This is a genomic window from Citrobacter sp. Cb080 (assembly GCF_030334745.1).
Classification (GTDB): domain Bacteria; phylum Pseudomonadota; class Gammaproteobacteria; order Enterobacterales; family Enterobacteriaceae; genus Citrobacter; species Citrobacter braakii.
Genome location: NZ_JAOWDG010000062.1, coordinates 104,628 through 124,186 on the forward strand (window position 1 = coordinate 104,628; position 19,559 = coordinate 124,186).

The 19,559-nt window shown below is 52.2% G+C and carries 15 protein-coding genes, 1 tRNA gene and 1 other RNA gene; 14 read left to right on the plus strand and 3 right to left on the minus strand.

What is annotated here, in order from left to right; genetic code table 11:
- Positions 1-190: 190 nt before the first annotated feature.
- From eptB to OGV38_RS11040, 10 genes are all read left to right on the plus strand, one after another.
- Positions 191-1,885 (plus strand): kdo(2)-lipid A phosphoethanolamine 7''-transferase, encoded by a 1,695-nt coding sequence (gene eptB, locus OGV38_RS10995; protein ID WP_181546697.1) that lies wholly within the window; start codon positions 191-193, stop codon positions 1,883-1,885.
- Positions 1,886-1,975: 90 nt separating this feature from the next.
- Positions 1,976-2,052, plus strand: a tRNA-Pro gene (locus OGV38_RS11000).
- 33 nt (positions 2,053-2,085) lie between these two features.
- Positions 2,086-2,219, plus strand: a non-coding RNA gene (locus OGV38_RS11005) — RtT sRNA.
- Positions 2,220-2,638: 419 nt separating this feature from the next.
- Entirely contained in the window at positions 2,639-2,875 is a 237-nt protein-coding gene (locus OGV38_RS11010) for a hypothetical protein (protein WP_137398959.1), read from the plus strand.
- Positions 2,790-4,397, plus strand: a complete 1,608-nt coding sequence (gene dppA, locus OGV38_RS11015) for a dipeptide ABC transporter periplasmic-binding protein DppA (RefSeq protein ID WP_016154904.1) — start codon at positions 2,790-2,792, stop codon at positions 4,395-4,397. The genes OGV38_RS11010 and dppA overlap by 86 nt, the downstream gene beginning before the upstream one ends.
- Before the next feature lie 161 nt (positions 4,398-4,558).
- Positions 4,559-5,578 carry a dipeptide ABC transporter permease DppB gene (gene dppB, locus OGV38_RS11020; protein ID WP_016154903.1) on the plus strand — a complete coding sequence of 340 codons (1,020 nt, stop codon included), beginning with the start codon at positions 4,559-4,561 and terminating at the stop codon, positions 5,576-5,578.
- A 9-nt stretch (positions 5,579-5,587) separates the two neighbouring features.
- Entirely contained in the window at positions 5,588-6,490 is a 903-nt protein-coding gene (gene dppC / locus OGV38_RS11025; RefSeq protein ID WP_016154902.1) for a dipeptide ABC transporter permease DppC, read from the plus strand.
- Between the two features lie 10 nt (positions 6,491-6,500).
- Positions 6,501-7,484, plus strand: coding sequence for a dipeptide ABC transporter ATP-binding protein (gene dppD, locus OGV38_RS11030; protein ID WP_016154901.1), 984 nt, complete (start codon positions 6,501-6,503; stop codon positions 7,482-7,484).
- Positions 7,481-8,485, plus strand: coding sequence for a dipeptide ABC transporter ATP-binding subunit DppF (gene dppF / locus OGV38_RS11035; RefSeq protein WP_003827418.1), 1,005 nt, complete (start codon positions 7,481-7,483; stop codon positions 8,483-8,485). The genes dppD and dppF overlap by 4 nt, the downstream gene beginning before the upstream one ends.
- Before the next feature lie 176 nt (positions 8,486-8,661).
- The gene (locus OGV38_RS11040; RefSeq protein ID WP_141895690.1) at positions 8,662-9,864 is read left to right on the plus strand and encodes a sigma-54 interaction domain-containing protein; all 1,203 of its coding nucleotides are present in this window, start codon (positions 8,662-8,664) and stop codon (positions 9,862-9,864) included.
- A 33-nt stretch (positions 9,865-9,897) separates the two neighbouring features.
- Here the strand turns inward: OGV38_RS11040 and OGV38_RS11045 are convergent, their stop codons facing one another.
- Together OGV38_RS11045 and megL are read right to left on the minus strand one after the other, a co-directional pair.
- Positions 9,898-11,196 (minus strand): SLC5/6 family protein, encoded by a 1,299-nt coding sequence (locus OGV38_RS11045; protein ID WP_103283339.1) that lies wholly within the window; start codon positions 11,194-11,196, stop codon positions 9,898-9,900.
- Between the two features lie 117 nt (positions 11,197-11,313).
- Positions 11,314-12,510, minus strand: coding sequence for a methionine gamma-lyase (gene megL / locus OGV38_RS11050; RefSeq protein ID WP_003023295.1), 1,197 nt, complete (start codon positions 12,508-12,510; stop codon positions 11,314-11,316).
- Positions 12,511-12,935: 425 nt separating this feature from the next.
- On the opposite strand from megL, the gene OGV38_RS11055 reads away from it, so the two are divergent.
- The 4 genes from OGV38_RS11055 to OGV38_RS11070 all read left to right on the plus strand — a co-directional run bounded on the left by OGV38_RS11055 (position 12,936) and on the right by OGV38_RS11070 (position 18,436).
- On the plus strand, positions 12,936-13,043 hold the full coding sequence (locus OGV38_RS11055) for a type I toxin-antitoxin system toxin Ldr family protein (protein ID WP_016154898.1): 108 nt from the start codon (positions 12,936-12,938) through the stop codon (positions 13,041-13,043).
- A gap of 226 nt (positions 13,044-13,269) precedes the next feature.
- Positions 13,270-15,276 carry a biofilm formation regulator HmsP gene (gene hmsP, locus OGV38_RS11060; protein WP_032931922.1) on the plus strand — a complete coding sequence of 669 codons (2,007 nt, stop codon included), beginning with the start codon at positions 13,270-13,272 and terminating at the stop codon, positions 15,274-15,276.
- A 157-nt stretch (positions 15,277-15,433) separates the two neighbouring features.
- Positions 15,434-16,720 carry a C4-dicarboxylate transporter DctC gene (gene dctA, locus OGV38_RS11065; RefSeq protein WP_003023301.1) on the plus strand — a complete coding sequence of 429 codons (1,287 nt, stop codon included), beginning with the start codon at positions 15,434-15,436 and terminating at the stop codon, positions 16,718-16,720.
- A gap of 222 nt (positions 16,721-16,942) precedes the next feature.
- A complete protein-coding gene (locus tag OGV38_RS11070) occupies positions 16,943-18,436 on the plus strand; it encodes a M16 family metallopeptidase (protein ID WP_269519121.1) in 1,494 nt (497 codons plus the stop codon).
- 64 nt (positions 18,437-18,500) lie between these two features.
- Here the strand turns inward: OGV38_RS11070 and kdgK are convergent, their stop codons facing one another.
- Positions 18,501-19,430 carry a 2-dehydro-3-deoxygluconokinase gene (gene kdgK, locus OGV38_RS11075; protein WP_016157709.1) on the minus strand — a complete coding sequence of 310 codons (930 nt, stop codon included), beginning with the start codon at positions 19,428-19,430 and terminating at the stop codon, positions 18,501-18,503.
- Between the last annotated feature and the right edge of the window lie 129 nt (positions 19,431-19,559).

Below are 19,559 nucleotides of genomic sequence, written 5' to 3' on the forward strand. Positions count from 1 at the left end.
ATACCTGGCGCATATATTTACAAAAATTTATGCGCCATTTTCATTCTCTATAAGCACTTTTGCTCCCTCCTGTGGTCTACTTACCCGCGCCCGTAGACATTTCACCTCTGCTGTTGTCGCATTTTTCCTCTGTCAGGTCTGATTGATCGCTGCTCAGGGTTTTTTATCCCGATTTCCAGGGTTTGTTTGCATGAGATACATTAAGTCGATGACGCAGCAGAAACTCAGTTTCTTGCTGGCAATCTATATCGGTTTGTTTATGAACTGTGCTGTATTTTTCCGTCGCTTTAGCGGATATGCGCACGATTTTACCGTCTGGAAAGGACTCTCCGCGGTTGTTGAATTGGCCGGCACTGTGCTGGTGACCTTCTTTTTACTACGACTTCTCTCTTTGTTTGGCCGCCGCGCCTGGCGTGTCCTGGCAACCTGTTTGGTGCTGTGTTCTGCTGGCGCCAGTTATTATATGACCTTCCTGAACGTGGTAATTGGTTACGGTATTATCGCCTCCGTAATGACCACGGATATTGATTTATCGAAAGAAGTCGTCGGCTGGCATTTCATCGTGTGGCTGGTTTCGGTCAGTATTATTCCCTTGGTGCTGATTTGGAGTAACCGCTGCCGCTACACGTTGATGAGACAAATTCGTACACCGGGCATGAGGTGGCGTAGCGTAGCGGTAGTTTTACTGGCCGGCCTGATGGTATGGGCGCCGATTCGCCTGCTGAGCATGCAACAGAGAAGCGTAGAGCGAGAAACAGGTATCGATTTACCCAGCTATGGCGGGGTTGTGGCGAATTCTTACTTGCCGTCAAACTGGCTCTCTGCGCTGGGTTTGTACGCCTGGGCACAGGTGGATGAATCCTCAGACAACAAATCGCTGATGAACCCGGCGAAGAAATTTACCTATGTTGAGCCTAAGAACCTCGACGACACCTATGTGGTTTTTATTATCGGCGAAACCACCCGCTGGGACCATATGGGGATTTTTGGCTATGAGCGAAATACCACGCCAAGGCTCGCCCAGGAGAAAAATCTGGCCGCGTTCCGTGGATATTCCTGTGATACGGCGACCAAGCTTTCGCTGCGCTGTATGTTTGTGCGTGAAGGTGGGGCGGAAGAAAACCCGCAGCGTACCCTGAAAGAACAAAACGTCTTTTCCGTGCTCGGTCAGTTAGGGTTCAAGACAGACCTCTACGCGATGCAAAGCGAGATGTGGTTCTACAGCAATACCATGGCGGAGAACATCGCTTACCGAGAGCAGATTGGCGCAGAGCCGCGTAACCGTGGCAAGAACGTTGACGATATGCTGTTGATTACTGAAATGCAGCAGTCTCTGCAACCGAATGACGATGATGGCAAACGTCTGATTATTCTGCATACCAAAGGTTCGCATTTTAACTACACGCAGCGCTACACCCGCGAATATGCGCAGTGGAAGCCGGAGTGTGTCAATGTGGATAGCGGTTGCTCGAAAGCCGAGATGATTAACTCTTTTGATAACTCGGTAACCTATGTTGATCACTTTATTACCAAAGTGTTTGATCAACTGCGGGATAAGAAAGCGATAGTGTTCTACGCCGCCGATCACGGTGAGTCGATTAACGAGCGTGAGCACCTGCACGGTACGCCGCGTAAAATGGCTCCGCCAGAGCAGTTCCGCGTTCCTATGCTGGTGTGGATGTCAGATAAATATCTGGAAGACCCAGACCATGCGAAGGCGTTTGCACACCTGAAGCAAGAAGCTGATATGAAGGTGCCGCGTCGTCATGTGGAACTGTACGACACTATCTTGGGTTGCCTCGGTTATACCTCGCCAAATGGCGGTATTAACGAGAATAACAACTGGTGCCGTATCCCGGACGCGAAGAAGGTTACGGCTCAGTAATTGGGCTGCTGACTTTCTCGCCGATCAAATGGCATTTTGATACTAAGGGATTGACGGGGGCGCGGCTGAGCAGTAAGATGCGCCCGCATTCGGTGATTGGCGCAGCCTGGTAGCGCACTTCGTTCGGGACGAAGGGGTCGGAGGTTCGAATCCTCTATCACCGACCAAATTCAAAACCCTGCTCAACGAGCAGGGTTTTTTGCATTTGAAACCCACGATGATGAGAACCTCCGGGGGTAAGAGGTTCGACTCGAGCGCAGCGAGAGAACGTTGCGTTAGCAACGGCCCGTAGGGCGAGCCACGTCAGTGGCGAGTAATCCTCTCTCTCCGACCAAAATTGACCTTCCTTTTATCTGCAAAAATTGTGCACCACTTCCCACTGACTGTTAACGATTCTGTGACATATTCCATTGCCTTTTTTTATATTTGCTTGAAACTTTTTTTGCGCTACTTATGGCTGAACCTGGCATTTTCCGCTGTGCGCTTTAGCGTTCATGGCATTAATCGCTCAGATATGCAGCATTAATTTAGAAAGTTTTAATAATTTGCATAAATGTTAATCACCAAATGTTGCGAAATATGAAGATGTTTATTCTGGCATAGTGCGCGTAGCACAAATTTCCCTGCTGAAAATGTCCTTCTGCACTTTTTTTAATCTTTGTTTGCGAATTCTCACCGTTGGTGTAAATCACGGTTACCTGTATTGACGTTTTCACATTCTGTTGACAGATTGTAGGGCATGAGGGGCATTTCATGGAGAATCCGCACTGCAACTCAGTCGCTTATGTGAACGGAATCCCTATCCTCTTAACGCCGACCCGGCCGGGTAAAAAACAAAAAAGGCCAGGCGGTGCAAACCCACTGCAAAGGGTAAAACAACAAACATCACATTTGGAGCAGAAGAATGAGTATTTCCTTGAAGAAGTCAGGGATGCTGAAGCTTGGTCTGAGCCTGGTGGCTATGACCTGCGCCGCAAGCGTACAGGCTAAAACTCTGGTTTATTGTTCAGAAGGATCTCCTGAAGGCTTTAACCCACAGCTTTTCACCTCTGGCACGACCTATGATGCCAGCTCCGTACCGATCTATAACCGCCTGGTCGAGTTCAAAACCGGTACAACTGAAGTGATCCCGGGCCTTGCTGAGAAGTGGGAAATCAGCGAAGACGGTAAAACCTATACCTTCCACCTGCGCCAGGGCGTGAAGTGGCAGGACAACAAAGATTTCAAACCGACGCGCGATTTAAACGCCGATGACGTGGTGTTCTCTTTCGATCGTCAGAAAAATGCCCAGAACCCGTACCACAAAGTCTCTGGCGGTAGCTATGAATACTTCGAAGGGATGGGTCTGCCAGATCTGATCTCCGAAGTGAAAAAAGTGGACGATAAAACCGTTCAGTTCGTGCTGACTCGCCCGGAAGCGCCTTTCCTGGCTGACCTGGCGATGGACTTCGCTTCTATTCTTTCCAAAGAATATGCAGACAACATGCTGAAAGCCGGCTCCCCGGAGAAAGTGGATCTGAACCCAATTGGGACCGGTCCGTTCCAGCTGCAGCAGTACCAGAAAGACTCCCGTATTCTGTATAAAGCATTCGAAGGTTACTGGGGCACCAAGCCACAGATTGACCGTCTGGTCTTCTCCATTACGCCTGACGCTTCCGTGCGTTACGCCAAACTGCAGAAGAACGAGTGCCAGGTGATGCCGTACCCGAACCCGGCAGATATCGCGCGCATGAAGCAGGATAAAAACATTAACCTGATGGAGCAGGCCGGTCTGAACGTTGGTTACCTCTCTTTCAACACCGAGAAGAAACCGTTTGATGACGTGAAAGTCCGTCAGGCGCTGACCTACGCGGTGAACAAAGAAGCCATCATTAAAGCGGTATATCAGGGCGCCGGCGTTGCCGCGAAAAACCTGATCCCACCGACCATGTGGGGCTATAACGACGACGTTAAAGACTACACCTACGATCCTGAAAAGGCTAAAGCGCTGCTGAAGGAAGCGGGTCAGGATAAAGGCTTCACCGTTGAGCTGTGGGCCATGCCGGTACAGCGTCCTTACAATCCGAACGCCCGCCGTATGGCGGAAATGGTTCAGGCTGACTGGGCGAAAATTGGCGTTCAGGCCAAGATTGTGACCTACGAGTGGGGCGAATATCTGAAACGCGCCAAAGCGGGTGAGCATCAGGCGGTGATGATGGGTTGGACCGGTGACAACGGGGATCCGGACAACTTCTTCGCCACCCTGTTCAGCTGTGCGGCAGCGAAAGACGGTTCCAACTACTCTCGCTGGTGCTACAAGCCGTTTGAAGATCTGATCCAGCCGGCGCGTGCGACCGACGATCACAACAAACGTATTGAACTGTACAAGCAAGCTCAGGTTGTTATGCACGATCAGGCCCCGGCTCTGATTGTTGCTCACTCCACCGTGTATGAACCAGTGCGTAAAGAAGTGAAAGGCTATGTGGTTGATCCATTAGGCAAACATCACTTCGAAAACGTCTCTGTCGAATAATTAAAAGCAAGCCAGGCAGCGCTACGGACCGTTAAGTCGGGTCACCGTAGCGCCACCTGACAGTAATGCTTTATCTCCCTCTCGCTGGAGGGGGAGATAAGATTTGTGAGCAATACAGATTCACGGTTCCAGGCCGTGCGTCATTAGAGAGAATCCGGGTTATGTTGCAGTTCATTCTCCGACGTTTGGGACTTGTCATCCCCACGTTTATCGGTATCACTCTTCTCACCTTTGCTTTCGTTCATATGATACCCGGCGATCCGGTAATGATCATGGCGGGTGAGCGTGGAATTTCCCCTGAGCGTCATGCTCAACTGTTGGCTGAACTCGGTCTGGATAAACCGATGTGGCAGCAGTACCTCCATTACATCTGGGGGGTTATGCATGGTGATTTAGGTATCTCGCTGAAAAGCCGATTACCGGTGTGGGAAGAGTTCGTTCCTCGCTTTAAAGCAACGCTGGAACTTGGCGTCTGCGCGATGATTTTCGCCGTTGCGGTGGGTATTCCGGTGGGTGTACTTGCTGCCGTTAAGCGCGGCTCAATTTTCGACCACACTGCCGTTGGCCTGGCGCTGACCGGTTACTCCATGCCGATTTTCTGGTGGGGCATGATGCTGATCATGCTGGTTTCCGTGCAGTGGAACCTGACGCCGGTTTCCGGTCGGGTGAGCGACATGGTGTTCCTTGATGATTCCAATCCCCTGACCGGTTTTATGCTGATTGACACCGCCATTTGGGGTGAAGAGGGCAACTTTATCGATGCGCTGGCGCATATGATCCTGCCGGCAATGGTGCTTGGCACCATCCCTCTGGCGGTAATTGTGCGTATGACTCGTTCATCGATGCTGGAAGTACTGGGTGAAGATTACATTCGTACCGCACGCGCCAAAGGCCTGACCCGTATGCGCGTCATCATCATTCACGCTCTGCGTAACGCGATGCTGCCCGTTGTGACCGTTATCGGCCTGCAGGTCGGTACGTTATTGGCTGGGGCGATCCTGACCGAGACTATTTTCTCGTGGCCGGGACTGGGACGCTGGTTGATCGATGCGCTACAACGCCGTGATTATCCAGTGGTACAGGGCGGGGTGCTGCTGGTCGCGACGATGATTATCCTCGTCAACCTGCTGGTAGACCTGCTGTACGGCGTGGTGAACCCGCGTATTCGGCATAGGAAGTAAGGGGCCATCATGTCACAGGTTACTGAAAATAAAGTTATTGCTGCACCGGTGCCCATGACCCCGCTGCAGGAGTTCTGGCACTATTTTAAACGCAACAAAGGTGCGGTTGTTGGGTTGGTGTACGTTGTAGTGATGATCCTGATTGCGGTCTTTGCCAACGTCCTCGCGCCGTACAACCCGGCAGAGCAGTTCCGCGATACGCTGCTGGCTCCTCCTGCGTGGCAGGAAGGCGGTACCATGGCGCATCTGTTTGGTACTGATGATGTGGGCCGCGATGTGCTGTCCCGCCTGATGTACGGTGCGCGTTTGTCTCTGTTGGTCGGCTGTCTGGTGGTGGTGCTCTCCCTGCTGATGGGCGTGATTCTCGGGCTGATTGCCGGTTACTTTGGTGGGATTGTCGATAACGTCATCATGCGTGTGGTCGATATCATGCTGGCACTGCCGAGCCTGTTACTGGCGCTGGTGCTGGTGGCGGTATTTGGGCCCTCAATTGGCAATGCCGCGCTGGCGCTGACGTTCGTGGCATTGCCGCACTATGTGCGTCTGACGCGCGCCGCCGTCCTGGTGGAGGTTAACCGCGACTACGTTACCGCATCCCGCGTGGCCGGAGCCGGTGCGATGCGCCAGATGTTCGTCAATATTCTTCCTAACTGTCTTGCGCCGCTGATTGTTCAGGCGTCGCTTGGCTTCTCTAACGCCATTCTCGATATGGCTGCCCTCGGCTTCCTGGGGATGGGCGCACAGCCGCCTACGCCGGAATGGGGCACCATGCTCTCTGACGTGTTGCAATTTGCCCAAAGCGCCTGGTGGGTCGTGACCTTCCCGGGGCTGGCAATCCTGCTGACGGTGCTGGCATTTAACCTGATGGGTGACGGTCTGCGTGACGCGCTCGATCCCAAACTGAAGCAGTAAGAGGTTCGAGATGGCGTTATTAAATGTAGATAAATTATCGGTGCACTTCGGCGATGTGGGGTCCGAATTCCGTGCCGTAGACCGCATTAGTTACAGCGTGAACCAGGGTGAAGTGGTTGGCATTGTAGGGGAATCCGGTTCTGGTAAGTCCGTCAGCTCGCTGGCGATCATGGGACTGATTGACTACCCAGGTCGCGTTATGGCCGAAAATCTGGAGTTTAATGGTCGTGACCTGAAGCGCATCTCTGAGAAAGAGCGTCGCCAGTTAGTGGGCGCGGAAGTGGCGATGATCTTCCAGGACCCGATGACCAGCCTTAACCCGTGCTACACCGTCGGCTACCAGATTATGGAAGCCATTAAGGTGCACCAGGGCGGCAACAAAAAAACGCGTATTCAGCGGGCGATTGACCTGCTGACGCTGGTGGGGATCCCCGATCCGGCCTCGCGTCTGGATGTCTATCCGCACCAGTTGTCCGGTGGGATGAGCCAGCGCGTGATGATCGCGATGGCGATTGCCTGTCGTCCAAAGCTGTTGATTGCCGACGAACCGACAACAGCGCTGGATGTGACCATTCAGGCGCAGATCATCGAGCTACTGCTGGAATTGCAGCAAAAAGAGAACATGGCGCTGGTCCTAATCACGCACGACCTGGCGCTGGTGGCCGAAGCGGCGCACAAGATCATTGTGATGTACGCCGGGCAGGTAGTGGAAGCCGGGGCCGCGCAGGATATTTTTCGCGCGCCGCGTCATCCGTATACCCAGGCGTTGCTGCGCGCGTTGCCGGAGTTCGCTCAGGATAAAGCGCGTCTGGCTTCGTTGCCGGGCGTGGTGCCAGGTAAATATGACCGCCCGACCGGTTGTTTACTGAACCCGCGCTGCCCCTATGCGACTGACAAATGCCGCGCTGAAGAACCTGAACTGAACCTGCTGGAAGGCGGTCGTCAGTCGAAATGCCACTACCCACTTGATGATGCCGGGAGGCCTGGGCTATGAGTACGCAAAAGGCCGCTTTGCCACAGCCGCTGTTGCAGGCAATTGACCTGAAAAAACACTACCCGGTGAAGAAGGGGATGTTCGCCCCGGAACGCCTGGTGAAAGCGCTGGACGGCGTCTCCTTTACGCTGGAACGCGGCAAAACCCTGGCGGTGGTAGGCGAGTCGGGCTGTGGGAAATCCACCCTTGGTCGCCTGCTGACGATGATTGAAGTCCCGACCGGCGGCGAGCTGTATTATCAGGGGCAGGATCTGCTTAAGCACGACCCGCAGGCGCAGAAGCTGCGCCGGCAGAAAATCCAGATTGTGTTCCAGAACCCTTACGGTTCCCTGAACCCGCGCAAGAAAGTAGGGCAGATTCTGGAAGAGCCGCTGCTGATCAACTCCACGCTAAGTAAAGAGGAGCGTCGTGAAAAAGCGCTGGCGATGATGGCGAAAGTGGGGCTGAAAACCGAGCACTACGACCGCTATCCGCACATGTTCTCCGGCGGTCAGCGTCAGCGTATTGCCATCGCTCGCGGGCTGATGCTTGATCCAGACGTGGTGATTGCCGACGAACCGGTCTCGGCGCTGGACGTTTCTGTTCGTGCGCAGGTGCTGAACCTGATGATGGACTTGCAGCAGGAACTGGGGCTGTCATACGTCTTTATCTCGCACGACCTGTCGGTGGTAGAGCACATTGCCGATGAGGTGATGGTGATGTATTTAGGCCGTTGCGTGGAAAAAGGAACGAAGGATCAGATCTTCAATAATCCGCGTCATCCGTATACGCAGGCGCTGCTCTCCGCAACGCCACGCCTGAACCCGGACGATCGCCGCGAGCGTATCAAGCTGACCGGTGAGCTGCCAAGCCCGCTGAATCCACCGCCGGGCTGTGCGTTCAATGCCCGCTGCCGTCGGCGTTTTGGTCCGTGTACCCAGCTTCAGCCGCAGTTGAAGGATTACGGTGGACAACTCGTGGCCTGTTTCGCTGTTGACCAGGATGAAAATCCACAGCAATAAACGTGGGTTATGACCTGATAACCGGAGCCTTGTGCTCCGGTTTTTTTATATTTTGTTTTTACATCCACAATGTGAGTCCTCTGGCAGAACATTATTCCACAGCGTCTAAAATGTAGTCAGATTTCCTCTCGTCACAGAAATATCTATTTCGCAGTTGCTAACTGTCAGGAGCAAATGTGGTCACGATACGCTGGGATATTAAAACAATTGATCGTCTGTCGATGGTTGAGGATGTCCTGAAGGAATTTTCCTGCTGCGATATCAATATCATCTCCATGAAAGTCACGCCTGGACGGATCCTGATTAAATCCTGGTGCCGTCAGTTACAGGATATTTCCTGCGTGCAATCCTGTTTAGGCCGGCGCGCCGATATTATTAACGTCGCTTACCTGTGTGAAGAGATAAGCGAACTGTCAACGCCTGAGCCGGAACGCCCGCGCTATTTCTCTGACATTATTTGTAGCAGCCAGAGCATGCACTCGCTTATCGAAAAGGCGATAAAAATTGCCGACAGCAAATATACCGTTTTGATCCGCGGCGATACGGGTACTGGCAAAGAACTGCTTGCCCGGGCTATCCATAATTCCGGGCAGCGACGTTTTTATCCGTTTATTCCTGTCAACTGCTCTGCGCTACCTGAGTCGTTGATGGAGAGTGAATTCTTTGGCTATGAGAAAGGAGCTTTTAGCGGTGCAGATTGTAAAGGCAAAAAAGGGCTGTTTGAAATGGCCGATAAAGGCACCCTTTTTCTCGATGAGTTTGGTGAAATGTCGCTGAGCTCACAGGCTAAATTACTGCGCGTACTTCAGGATGGCGGGATCCGTCGCGTTGGCGGGGCGCAAATTATTCCGGTCAATGTGCGCATTATTGTGGCAACCAACGCCAATCTGGAAGAGATGGTGGAACAACGTCTGCTGCGCGCCGATCTCTATTACCGCATCAATGTACTTTCACTGACCATTCCGCCCCTGCGGGAGCGCCCGCAGGATATCAGCCTATTGATTCGCCACTTTGTGCAGAAATACGCGAAGGAATTCCAACGACGGATCATTCTGGATAAAGCCTGCTTTGATACCCTGCATCATCACACCTGGCCGGGAAACGTTCGCGAACTGGAAAATACCATCATTCGCCTGATGCTGATGGCGGAATCCGATGTCATTACGCGGGAAGAATTAGGGATGGTGAATTTGCCTGCCGTTGAGCTGACGCCGACAGAGCGTCCTTTTAAAGAACAGGTTTTGTGTGCTGAACGCCAGCTTATTGAACAGATGGTGGAAGAGAATGTGTCGTCGCGGCATATCGCTAAAGCGCTGGGGGTGTCACATACCACGGTACTGAATAAAATTCGCAGCTATCAACTGGAGAGTGTGAGTTAAGCGCCGTCAGTGACTGACGGCGCTGTAAACGGATTAGTCAATCAGCTTCAATAATGGCGACAGGCACAGCAGGATCCCGTACAACAGGATTAGCCAGGTTTTCAGCCCGCGTAGTTTTTCCAGTTGCGTTACTTTATAGATCAGGAAAAACGGAATAATACAGGACACAATCCCGTAAAGTGGGCTACCCAACTGGAAGAACACCAGTACCGATACACGAAATGACACCCAGATCACCAGGGTGATAACAATAAAGGTGCAAATACCCAGCGTAAGCACCAGGGGATTAATTTTTTCCACATCAATAATACGGCTCAGAACATTAAGAATAATACCCTTAATCGCCTCGTGGAACCCCAGATAAATACCAAAGAATGCGGTTAATACGGCGAAGATATTTAGCACCGTTGAGGTGATATGAATAATTTGCCCAGGAATGACTTGCGCTGCCAGCGCCAGTGCGGAAATATTTTGTTCGAAGGCCGAAACGGCCTCTTCATGACTAATAGAAAAGGTAAAAGAGAATGAGAAAAACAGAATGACCGCAATCAGCGTAATGTAACTGATGCGATGTGTGCGTATTGCCATGCGGGTGGCCAGAACCCGGTCCGCTACCCGCTTGCGGTAGGCGATGTTCATTGGGTTCAACACCTGAATAAACACCGCCGAGAAGAAGCAGAACGGGATGGTCAGCAGCACGTCGCGAAAGAAGACCGATGCTTCAGGGAATGCGCTGATATTAGCGAAGTTCCAGTGCGGAACCATCGCAAAACCAAACACGATGATGATCCCCACTTTGACTACCACCATCGGGCCGGAGATTTTAAACAGCAGCTTTTCTCCCCCGGAAGCAATGGCCACCAGCACGGCAAAAATGGCCACTTTATAGATTATCGATTGTGAAAGATCGGCATCGGTTAAGCCGAAGGTTTTGATATATGAGGCACTGTCAAAAACCACGGATAAGGAATAGATAAATATGCCGTGAATAATCATCAAAAAATAGATGACGCCAAGAAATACACCCCAGTTTTTTCCCAGGTAATGACTGATAATATCGGTATAGTCATTACAAGTTTCACTTTCTGATAATGTTTTTAAATAAATATCCTGCACAATATAGGTTGCTGGATAGGCAATAATAAAGGCGACGATAAATACCCAAATGCCTGTTAAGCCTATTTGTACCGGCATCAGTACCGTTCCGGCACCAATTGCCATACCGATACACAGTAATACCCAGCCAAAGTCATATTTCGTAAACGGTATTTTCTTTGAGAATGGTACGGTGGTTGCTGTATTGTTGCTTAGTTGTAATGTGTCGTCCTGCATAGAACCCCCTGCCCAAAATACGCGCTCTCCCCGAAACAGGATTGCGCGTATTACCAGACTGTTGTGTCTTGATTCTCAACAACCTGAACCGATCGGCGTCGGTTCAGGTCATAATGGTCAGAATGTTGCCTTTCTGATGGCGTGTTCAAGGTCGTTAATAATATCTTCTGGATCTTCAAGACCCACAGAAAGACGGATAAGCCCGTCGGTAATACCTGCTTTAAGCCGTTCCTCTGGCGCAACGGGCGAATGTGTCATAGACGCTGGGTGCTGAATGAGGGTTTCGGTATCACCGAGACTGACCGCGAGGAGGCACAATTCTACAGAATTGATCATCCGTCTGCCAGCCTCGAGGCCGCCAGCGATTTCGAAGCTGATAATTCCTCCTGGCAGGCTCATCTGTCGCTGGCCCAGCTCATACTGCGGGTGTGAAGACAAGCCAGGATAATAAACGCGGGTAATGGATGGATGCCCCTCGAGGAAGCGGGCGATTTTCAATGCGTTTTCACAGTGGCGTTCCATACGTATACCCAGTGTTTTAACGCCGCGTAGCGTCAACCACGCGTTGAAAGGACTCATGCAGCCGCCGGTGATATCTTTCAGACCAACAAACCGCGCCTGGTCAATAAACTCCTGCTTACCAACAATGATCCCGCCAATCACGTCTCCGTGACCGTTGATATATTTAGTGACGCTGTGCACCACAATATCCGCGCCTAGCTGTAAAGGCTGCTGGCAGTACGGTGACATAAAGGTGTTATCCACCACCAGCAATGCGCCTTGTTGATGGGCGATACCGGCTACCGTTTCAATGTCGACCAGCGACAGCGTCGGGTTAGCGGGTGTTTCGATATACACTACTTTGGTTTCCGGGCGCATGGCGGCGCGGATTTCTTCAGGCTTTGCCGCATCGACGAAGCTGACGTTAATCCCAAACTTCGGCATGCTGTGCGACAAAAACGCGTGGGTGCAGCCGTAAATCGCGCTGGCGGAAACGATATGGTCGCCCTGCTGGCACAACGTCAGCAGCGTGGTGGTGATGGCAGAAATACCGGATGCGGTTGCCAGCCCGGCTTCACCTCTTTCCAGTACCGCCAGCTTTTTCTCCAGCGCATCGGTGGTGGGGTTACCCAAACGGGTGTAAATGTACCCGGACTCCTCGAGCGCAAAGCGGGCGGCACCTTGTTCGGCGCTGTCAAAAACAAACGTTGAAGTCTGGAAAATAGGCGTACTGAGCGCACCAGTAGAAGGGTCGGGTTGTTGCCCCGCGTGAACGATCTGGGTGTTGAATCCGTAAGTACGACAGTCAGACATGATATCTCCTTTGATTCGGAACAGAACAGCTCACAGTCAAATAGCAATCGCTGTGCCAGAAAATGAAGGTATAGATATCAATGAGATATGTCTTTTTCTGTATTGAAGAGTGGCAGGAATGTTGCCAACTGGCAAGAATCTTTCCAGCGCAATGGTGAGAAAACAGGTGAAGTGCGAGGCGCTACGCAGAGCCGTATATTGCGCAGTGATATGGCAAGTAGGCTACCGTAGAATCAGCGGCAAGCCGGGAATTCCCGGTGAGGCGCAATGTTGCGGGGGCTTGATCCCCGGCGGCATAGGTTGCTGGAAAGAGAAAACCCCCGCACGTTGTTCGGTATAAACCTGGCAACAAAACGGGGGCTAACTTGAACCTGAACAACTCAAGAATAGCCGTGAACAGTTGCCATTGCAACACAGGCGGCTATATGACGCTCGCACAGTTAGGCGTGGCCTTCTGGCACGATTTAGCGGCTCCGATCATCGCTGGCATTATTGCCAGCCTGATTGTGAGCTGGCTGCGTAACAGGAAGTAATGCACCTTGCGGGCGTCTGTCTGCCGTGATGGCAACATGCGCCCGAACCAGGCCGCAGGGGGTAACCTTGCGGCCTTTTTCGGCTTAAATGCAGATAAATCTCGTCGCCAGGTGCCTATCCTGTCGGGATAATGCATGCTGGGAAGTTTTCAGATACCGCCTCTCTTAATACCGCTACGATCGGGTATACTCTGACGGCAGTTTCGTCTATCCGTGGAGAGTCAGTTTGCGTGTCAGTCGCTCGTTAACAATTAAGCAGATGGCAATGGTTGCGGCCGTTGTCATGGTGTTTGTGTTTATTTTTTGCACCGTTTTGTTGTTCCATCTGGTCCAGCAGAATCGCTACAACACGGCTACGCAACTGGAAAGTATCGCTCGCTCCGTCCGTGAGCCTCTGTCGGGCACGATCCTGAAAGGGGATATTCCCGAAGCAGAAGCTATTTTAAGAAGTATTCGACCAGCAGGCGTGGTCAGCCGCGCCGATGTGGTGCTTCCCAATCAGTTTCAGGCGCTGCGGATGAGCTTTATTCCTGAACGCCCGGTTCCGGTTACGGTGACTCGCCTGTTTGAACTTCCGGTACAAATTTCGCTGCCGGTCTATTCTCTTGAGCGTTCAGCGAATCCGCAACCGCTGGCGTATCTGGTGCTGCAGGCGGATTCGTACCGTATGTACAAGTTCGTGATGAGTACGCTCTCAACGTTAGTGACCATTTACTTACTTCTCTCGTTAATACTCACGGTAGCCATCTCATGGTGTATTAACAGATTGATTTTGCATCCATTACGTAAAATAGCGCGTGAGCTGAACGACATTCCCCAGCAGGATCTGATTGGCTATCAGCTGGCATTGCCGCGTCTGCATCAGGACGACGAGATTGGCCTGCTGGTGCGTAGCTACAACCTCAATCAGCAACTGATTCAGCGCCGCAGTGAAGAGCAAAGCGACCATTCAATGCGATTCCCGGTTTCTGAGCTGCCCAACAAGTCGTTTCTGATGGCGCTGCTGGAGCAGGTTGTGAATCGTCAGCAGACTACGGCGTTGATGATTGTCACCTGCGAAACCCTACGTGATACCGCGGGTGTGTTATCCGAGACCCAGCGGGAAATCCTGCTGCTTACGCTGGTTGAAAAGCTGAAGTCAGTATTGGCCCCCAGAATGGTGCTTACCCAGGTGAGCGGCTATGACTTTGCCATCATCGCACATGGTGTGAAAGAACCCTGGCACGCTATTACGCTAGGTCAGCAAGTGCTCACTATCGTTAACGAGCGATTACCGATTCAGGGCATTCAACTCCGTCCAACCTGCAACATTGGGGTGGCGATGTTTAATGGCGATTTGACCGCAGAACAGCTTTACCACCGCGCACTCTCAGCTGTGTTAACGTCGCGTCACAAGGGTAAAAACCGGATTCAGTTCTTTGACCCGTTGCAGATGGAAGAGGCGCAACAGCGTTTGACGGAAGAGAACGATATTCTTACCGCGCTGGATAACCATCAGTTTGCGCTCTGGATGCAGCCGCAGGTGGAGATGTCCAGCGGTAAGGTATTGAGCGCAGAAGCATTATTGCGAATGCAGCAGCCAGACGGAAGCTGGGAGCTGCCAGAAGGGTTAATCGACAGGATTGAGTCCTGTGGCCTGATGGTGACGGTCGGTTACTGGGTGCTGGAGGAGACATGCCGCCAGCTGTCAGCCTGGCAGGAACGCGGCCTGATGCTGCCGCTCTCGGTGAACCTGTCTGCGCTACAGCTGATGCATCCGAGTATGGTGTCGGATCTGCTGGAATTGCTAAACCGCTATCGCATCAAGCCTGGGACGTTGATTCTGGAAGTGACCGAAAGCCGGCACATTGATGATCCTAATGCCGCTGTGGCTATTTTACGCCCGCTGCGCAACGCGGGCGTGCGTATCGCGCTGGACGATTTTGGTATGGGGTATGCGGGCCTGCGGCAGCTGCAGCACATGAAGTCGCTCCCGGTGGATGTACTCAAAATCGATAAGATGTTTGTCGATGGCGTCCCTGAAGATTGCAGCATGATCTCCGCCATCATTCAGTTGGCGCATAGCCTCAATTTGCAGATGATCGCTGAGGGCGTCGAAACCGAAGCGCAACGCGAATGGTTATCACAAGCGGGGGTAGAAGTGGCACAAGGGTTCCTGTTTGCCCGGCCGGTTCCGGCGAATATCTTCGAAGAACGTTATCTGACGCCGAAAAACGCTGATTACAAAAGTTAAAAAAGGTCTCGCTTGTGCGAGCCAGCTCAAAATTTTTAACATTTCTGTATCAATTATGATCCAGGCGCATTTCTGTCATGTTGTGTGGGTGTTACTTTAAGGCCGCAGGTTAAACAAAACCTTACAAGACCTGTGGTTTTTACTTTAAGGACACCCTATGAAAACCTCTATATTCAAAAGCCTTTACTTTCAGGTCCTGACAGCAATTGCCATAGGTATCCTCCTTGGCCATTACTACCCTGAATTAGGCGCCCAAATGAAGCCACTTGGTGATGCTTTCGTGAAGCTCATCAAAATGGTCATCGCACCTGTCATCTTCTGTACTGTCGTGACCGGCATTGCAGGCATGGAAAGTATGAAAGCCGTAGGCCGCACCGGTGCGGTTGCACTGCTTTATTTTGAAATTGTCAGTACGATTGCGCTGATCATCGGCCTTATCATCGTCAACGTGGTGCAACCCGGTGCCGGTATGAACGTCGATCCGGCGACGCTGGATGCCAAAGCGGTTGCGATTTACGCCGAACAGGCAAAAGACCAGGGGATCGTAGGCTTCCTGATGGATATTATCCCGGGTAGCGTCATTGGCGCGTTCGCCAGTGGCAACATCCTGCAGGTATTGCTGTTTGCGGTTATGTTTGGTTTTGCGCTGCATCGTTTAGGTAGCAAAGGCCAGATGATTTTCAACGTGATTGAAAGCTTCTCGCAGGTTATTTTTGGCATCATCAACATGATCATGCGCCTTGCGCCGATCGGTGCTTTCGGTGCCATGGCCTTTACCATCGGTAAATATGGCGTCGGGACGCTGGTGCAGTTGGGTCAGTTGATCATCTGTTTCTACATCACCTGTATTCTGTTTGTGGTTGTGGTGTTGGGCTCGATTGCGCGCGCAACCGGCTTCAGCATTTTCAAATTCATCCGCTATATCCGTGAAGAACTGCTGATCGTTCTGGGCACCTCTTCTTCTGAGTCCGCGCTGCCGCGTATGCTCGATAAGATGGAAAAACTGGGCTGTCGCAAGTCGGTTGTCGGGTTGGTTATACCCACGGGCTACTCGTTTAACCTCGATGGGACATCAATCTATCTGACGATGGCAGCGGTGTTTATCGCTCAGGCCACCAACAGCCATATGGATATCTTCCATCAGATAACCCTGCTGGTGGTGCTCCTGCTCTCTTCAAAAGGTGCTGCGGGTGTGACCGGGAGTGGCTTCATTGTTCTGGCCGCGACTATCTCCGCTGTGGGCCATTTGCCGGTTGCTGGTCTGGCGCTGATTCTCGGTATTGACCGCTTTATGTCTGAAGCCCGTGCGCTGACTAACCTGGTCGGTAACGGTGTGGCAACTGTTGTAGTAGCGAAATGGGTGAAAGAACTGGACCATAAAAAGCTGGATGATGTGCTGAATAATCGTGCGCCGGATGGCAAAACGCACGAAATATCCTCTTAATCTCTCCACTTATGCCCGTAGTCCCTTCCAGGACTGCGGGCGTTTGCGCATAATTAACCCCTGTGCCTGAAACCGCCGATTCGGCGGCGTCGGGATTTTTTCACTTCCTCCGTGACATTTTTATGTTCTTGCGGTCTAACACGAAGTGTTTTTAACGTCATATTCAGAGAGTCCTCTCGCGGGCTGTCTTTTTATTTCCAGGATAGTTGATCAGGGGTTCACATGCAGGGCACAAAAATTCGACTTTTAGCGGGCGGCTTGCTGATGATGGCCACTGCCGGCTATGTGCAGGCAGATGCGCTCCAGCCTGACCCGGCGTGGCAACAGGGCACGCTGGCAAATGGTTTACAGTGGCAAGTTTTAGCCACTCCCCAGCGCCCCAGCGACCGTATTGAGGTTCGCCTGCTGGTCAATACCGGTTCACTCACCGAAAGTACACAACAGAGTGGTTTCAGCCATGCGATCCCGCGTATCGCGCTGACGCAAAGCGGTGGCCTCGATGCTACGCAAGCCCGTTCTCTGTGGCAGCAGGGGTTCGATCCCAGTCATCCCATGCCGCCCGTTATCGTTTCCTATGATTCCACGCTGTATAACCTCAGTCTGCCTAACAGTCGCAACGATCTGCTGAAAGAGTCACTTTCTTATCTGGCGAATATTTCCGGTAATCTGAGCATCACCCCTGAGTCGGTCAATCATGCGCTGAGTAGCGAAGATATGGTTGCAACCTGGCCGTCAGATACCAAAGAGGGATGGTGGCGCTATCGTCTGAAGGGATCGACGCTGCTGGGTCACGATCCTGCCGATCCGCTGAAAACGCCTGTTGATGCGACGAAAATCCAGTCCTTCTACCAGAAATGGTATACCCCGGATGCGATGACGCTGATTATCGTCGGTAACGTAGATGCGCGCAGCGTGGCTGATCAAATCAATAAAACCTTTGGCGAATTAAAAGGTAAACGCGAAACGCCTGCGCCGGTACCCACGCTCTCTCCGCTGCGTGCAGAGGCCGTAAGCATAATGACCGATGCGGTACGTCAGGATCGCCTGTCTATTATGTGGGATACGCCGTGGCAGCCGATCCGTGAATCTGCCGCGCTGTTACGTTACTGGCGCGCTGATTTAGCCCGTGAAGCGTTGTTCTGGCACATTCAGCAGGAGCTCACCAAAAACAATGCCAAAGACATTGGCCTTGGCTTTGACTGTCGGGTGCTGTTCCTGCGCGCGCAATGTGCCATTAACGTTGAATCACCGAACGGTAAGCTGAACGCGAACCTCAGCACGGTTGCGCGTGAGCTGGCCAAAGTGCGCGATAAGGGGCTGCCGGAAGAAGAGTTTAATGCGCTGGTGGCGCAAAAGAATCTGGAACTGCAGAAGCTGTTTGCCACCTATGGTCGCACCGATACCGATATTTTGATCAGCCAGCGTTTGCGCTCGCTGCAAAACCAGGTCGTAGATATTGCGCCTGAACAGTATCAGCGTTTACGTCAGAGCTTCTTGAACAACCTGAGTGTTGAGATGCTGAATCAGGACCTGCGTCAGCAACTGTCGCAAGATATGGCGTTAATTCTGTTGCAGCCGAAGGGTGAACCTGAATTCAATATGAAGGATCTGCAGGCGACGTGGGATAGCATTATGGCGCCGGTTACCGCCGCGGCAACGTCGGTAGAAACGGATGAATCACATCCTGAAGTGACGGACATCCCGCCGGTGCAATAAGGGAATCGTGACCTGCAGGCCGGACGCGACGTTAACGTCTAATCCGGCCTGCCAGAACGCCAGATTACTGCGGCATGGCGTCGCGAGGAATAATCGCCCCGCGATGCTGAATAACGGTGCTTGCCGTCAGGTGCCCGCGTTTTGCGGCATCAGCGGCATCGCCACCGGTCAGACGTACCGCCAGATACCCGGCGCTGAAGGAGTCTCCCGCAGCGGTCGTATCGATAACCTTCTCTTTCGGTAGTTTTACGGCCGGAACGTCGATGAGTTCTTCGCCTGCGATGGAAACCAGGCAAGAGTCTGCACCGCGTTTCACAACCACTTCCTGTACGCCAGCCGCGTGAGTACGGGCAATCACCTCGGCAACCGGTTTTTCACCCCACAGCGCGTCTTCATCATCCAGCGTCAGAAACGCGATATCGGTGCATTCCAGCATTTGCTGATACACCTGCTGGGTCTCTTCTTTACTGCTCCACAGACGTGGGCGGTAGTTATTGTCAAAAATGACCTTTCCACCGTTGGCGCGGCATTCTTGCAGCAGCGACAGCAGCTTGTCACGACTTGCCGGGCTTAAAATAGCCAGGCTGATTCCGCTCAGATACAGATAGTCAAATGTCGCCAGTTCTTCGCAAATAGCGGCGGACTGTTCGCTCTCAAGCCAGAATTTTGCGGCGGCTTCATTACGCCAGTAATAGAAGGTGCGCTCGCCGGTGCTATCGGTTTCAATGTAATAGAGGCCCGGCAGGCGGTTTTCCATGCGTTGGGTTAATGAGGTATCCACATTTTCGCTCTGCCAGGATTCCAGCATTTGTTGGCTAAAACTGTCGGTACCCAGCGCAGTCACATAGTGTACGGAAAGTGCCGCAGCATCGACCTGACGGGCGATATAAACGGATGTATTCAACGTGTCGCCACCGAATCCGCGCTGAACGTCAGCGCCTTTCTGTGACAGCTCAATCATGCATTCGCCAATCACGGCAATCTTTCTGGACATAGTCGTAACCTGCTCTGAAAAAAATTAGCGTTAGTGTGCGCTGTGGGTGTTAAGTGGTCAACTATATTAAAACATCGTTCCATTATTTTTTTGAGCCAGCACGTGTTCTGCGTCGTTTTTTGCCGCTTA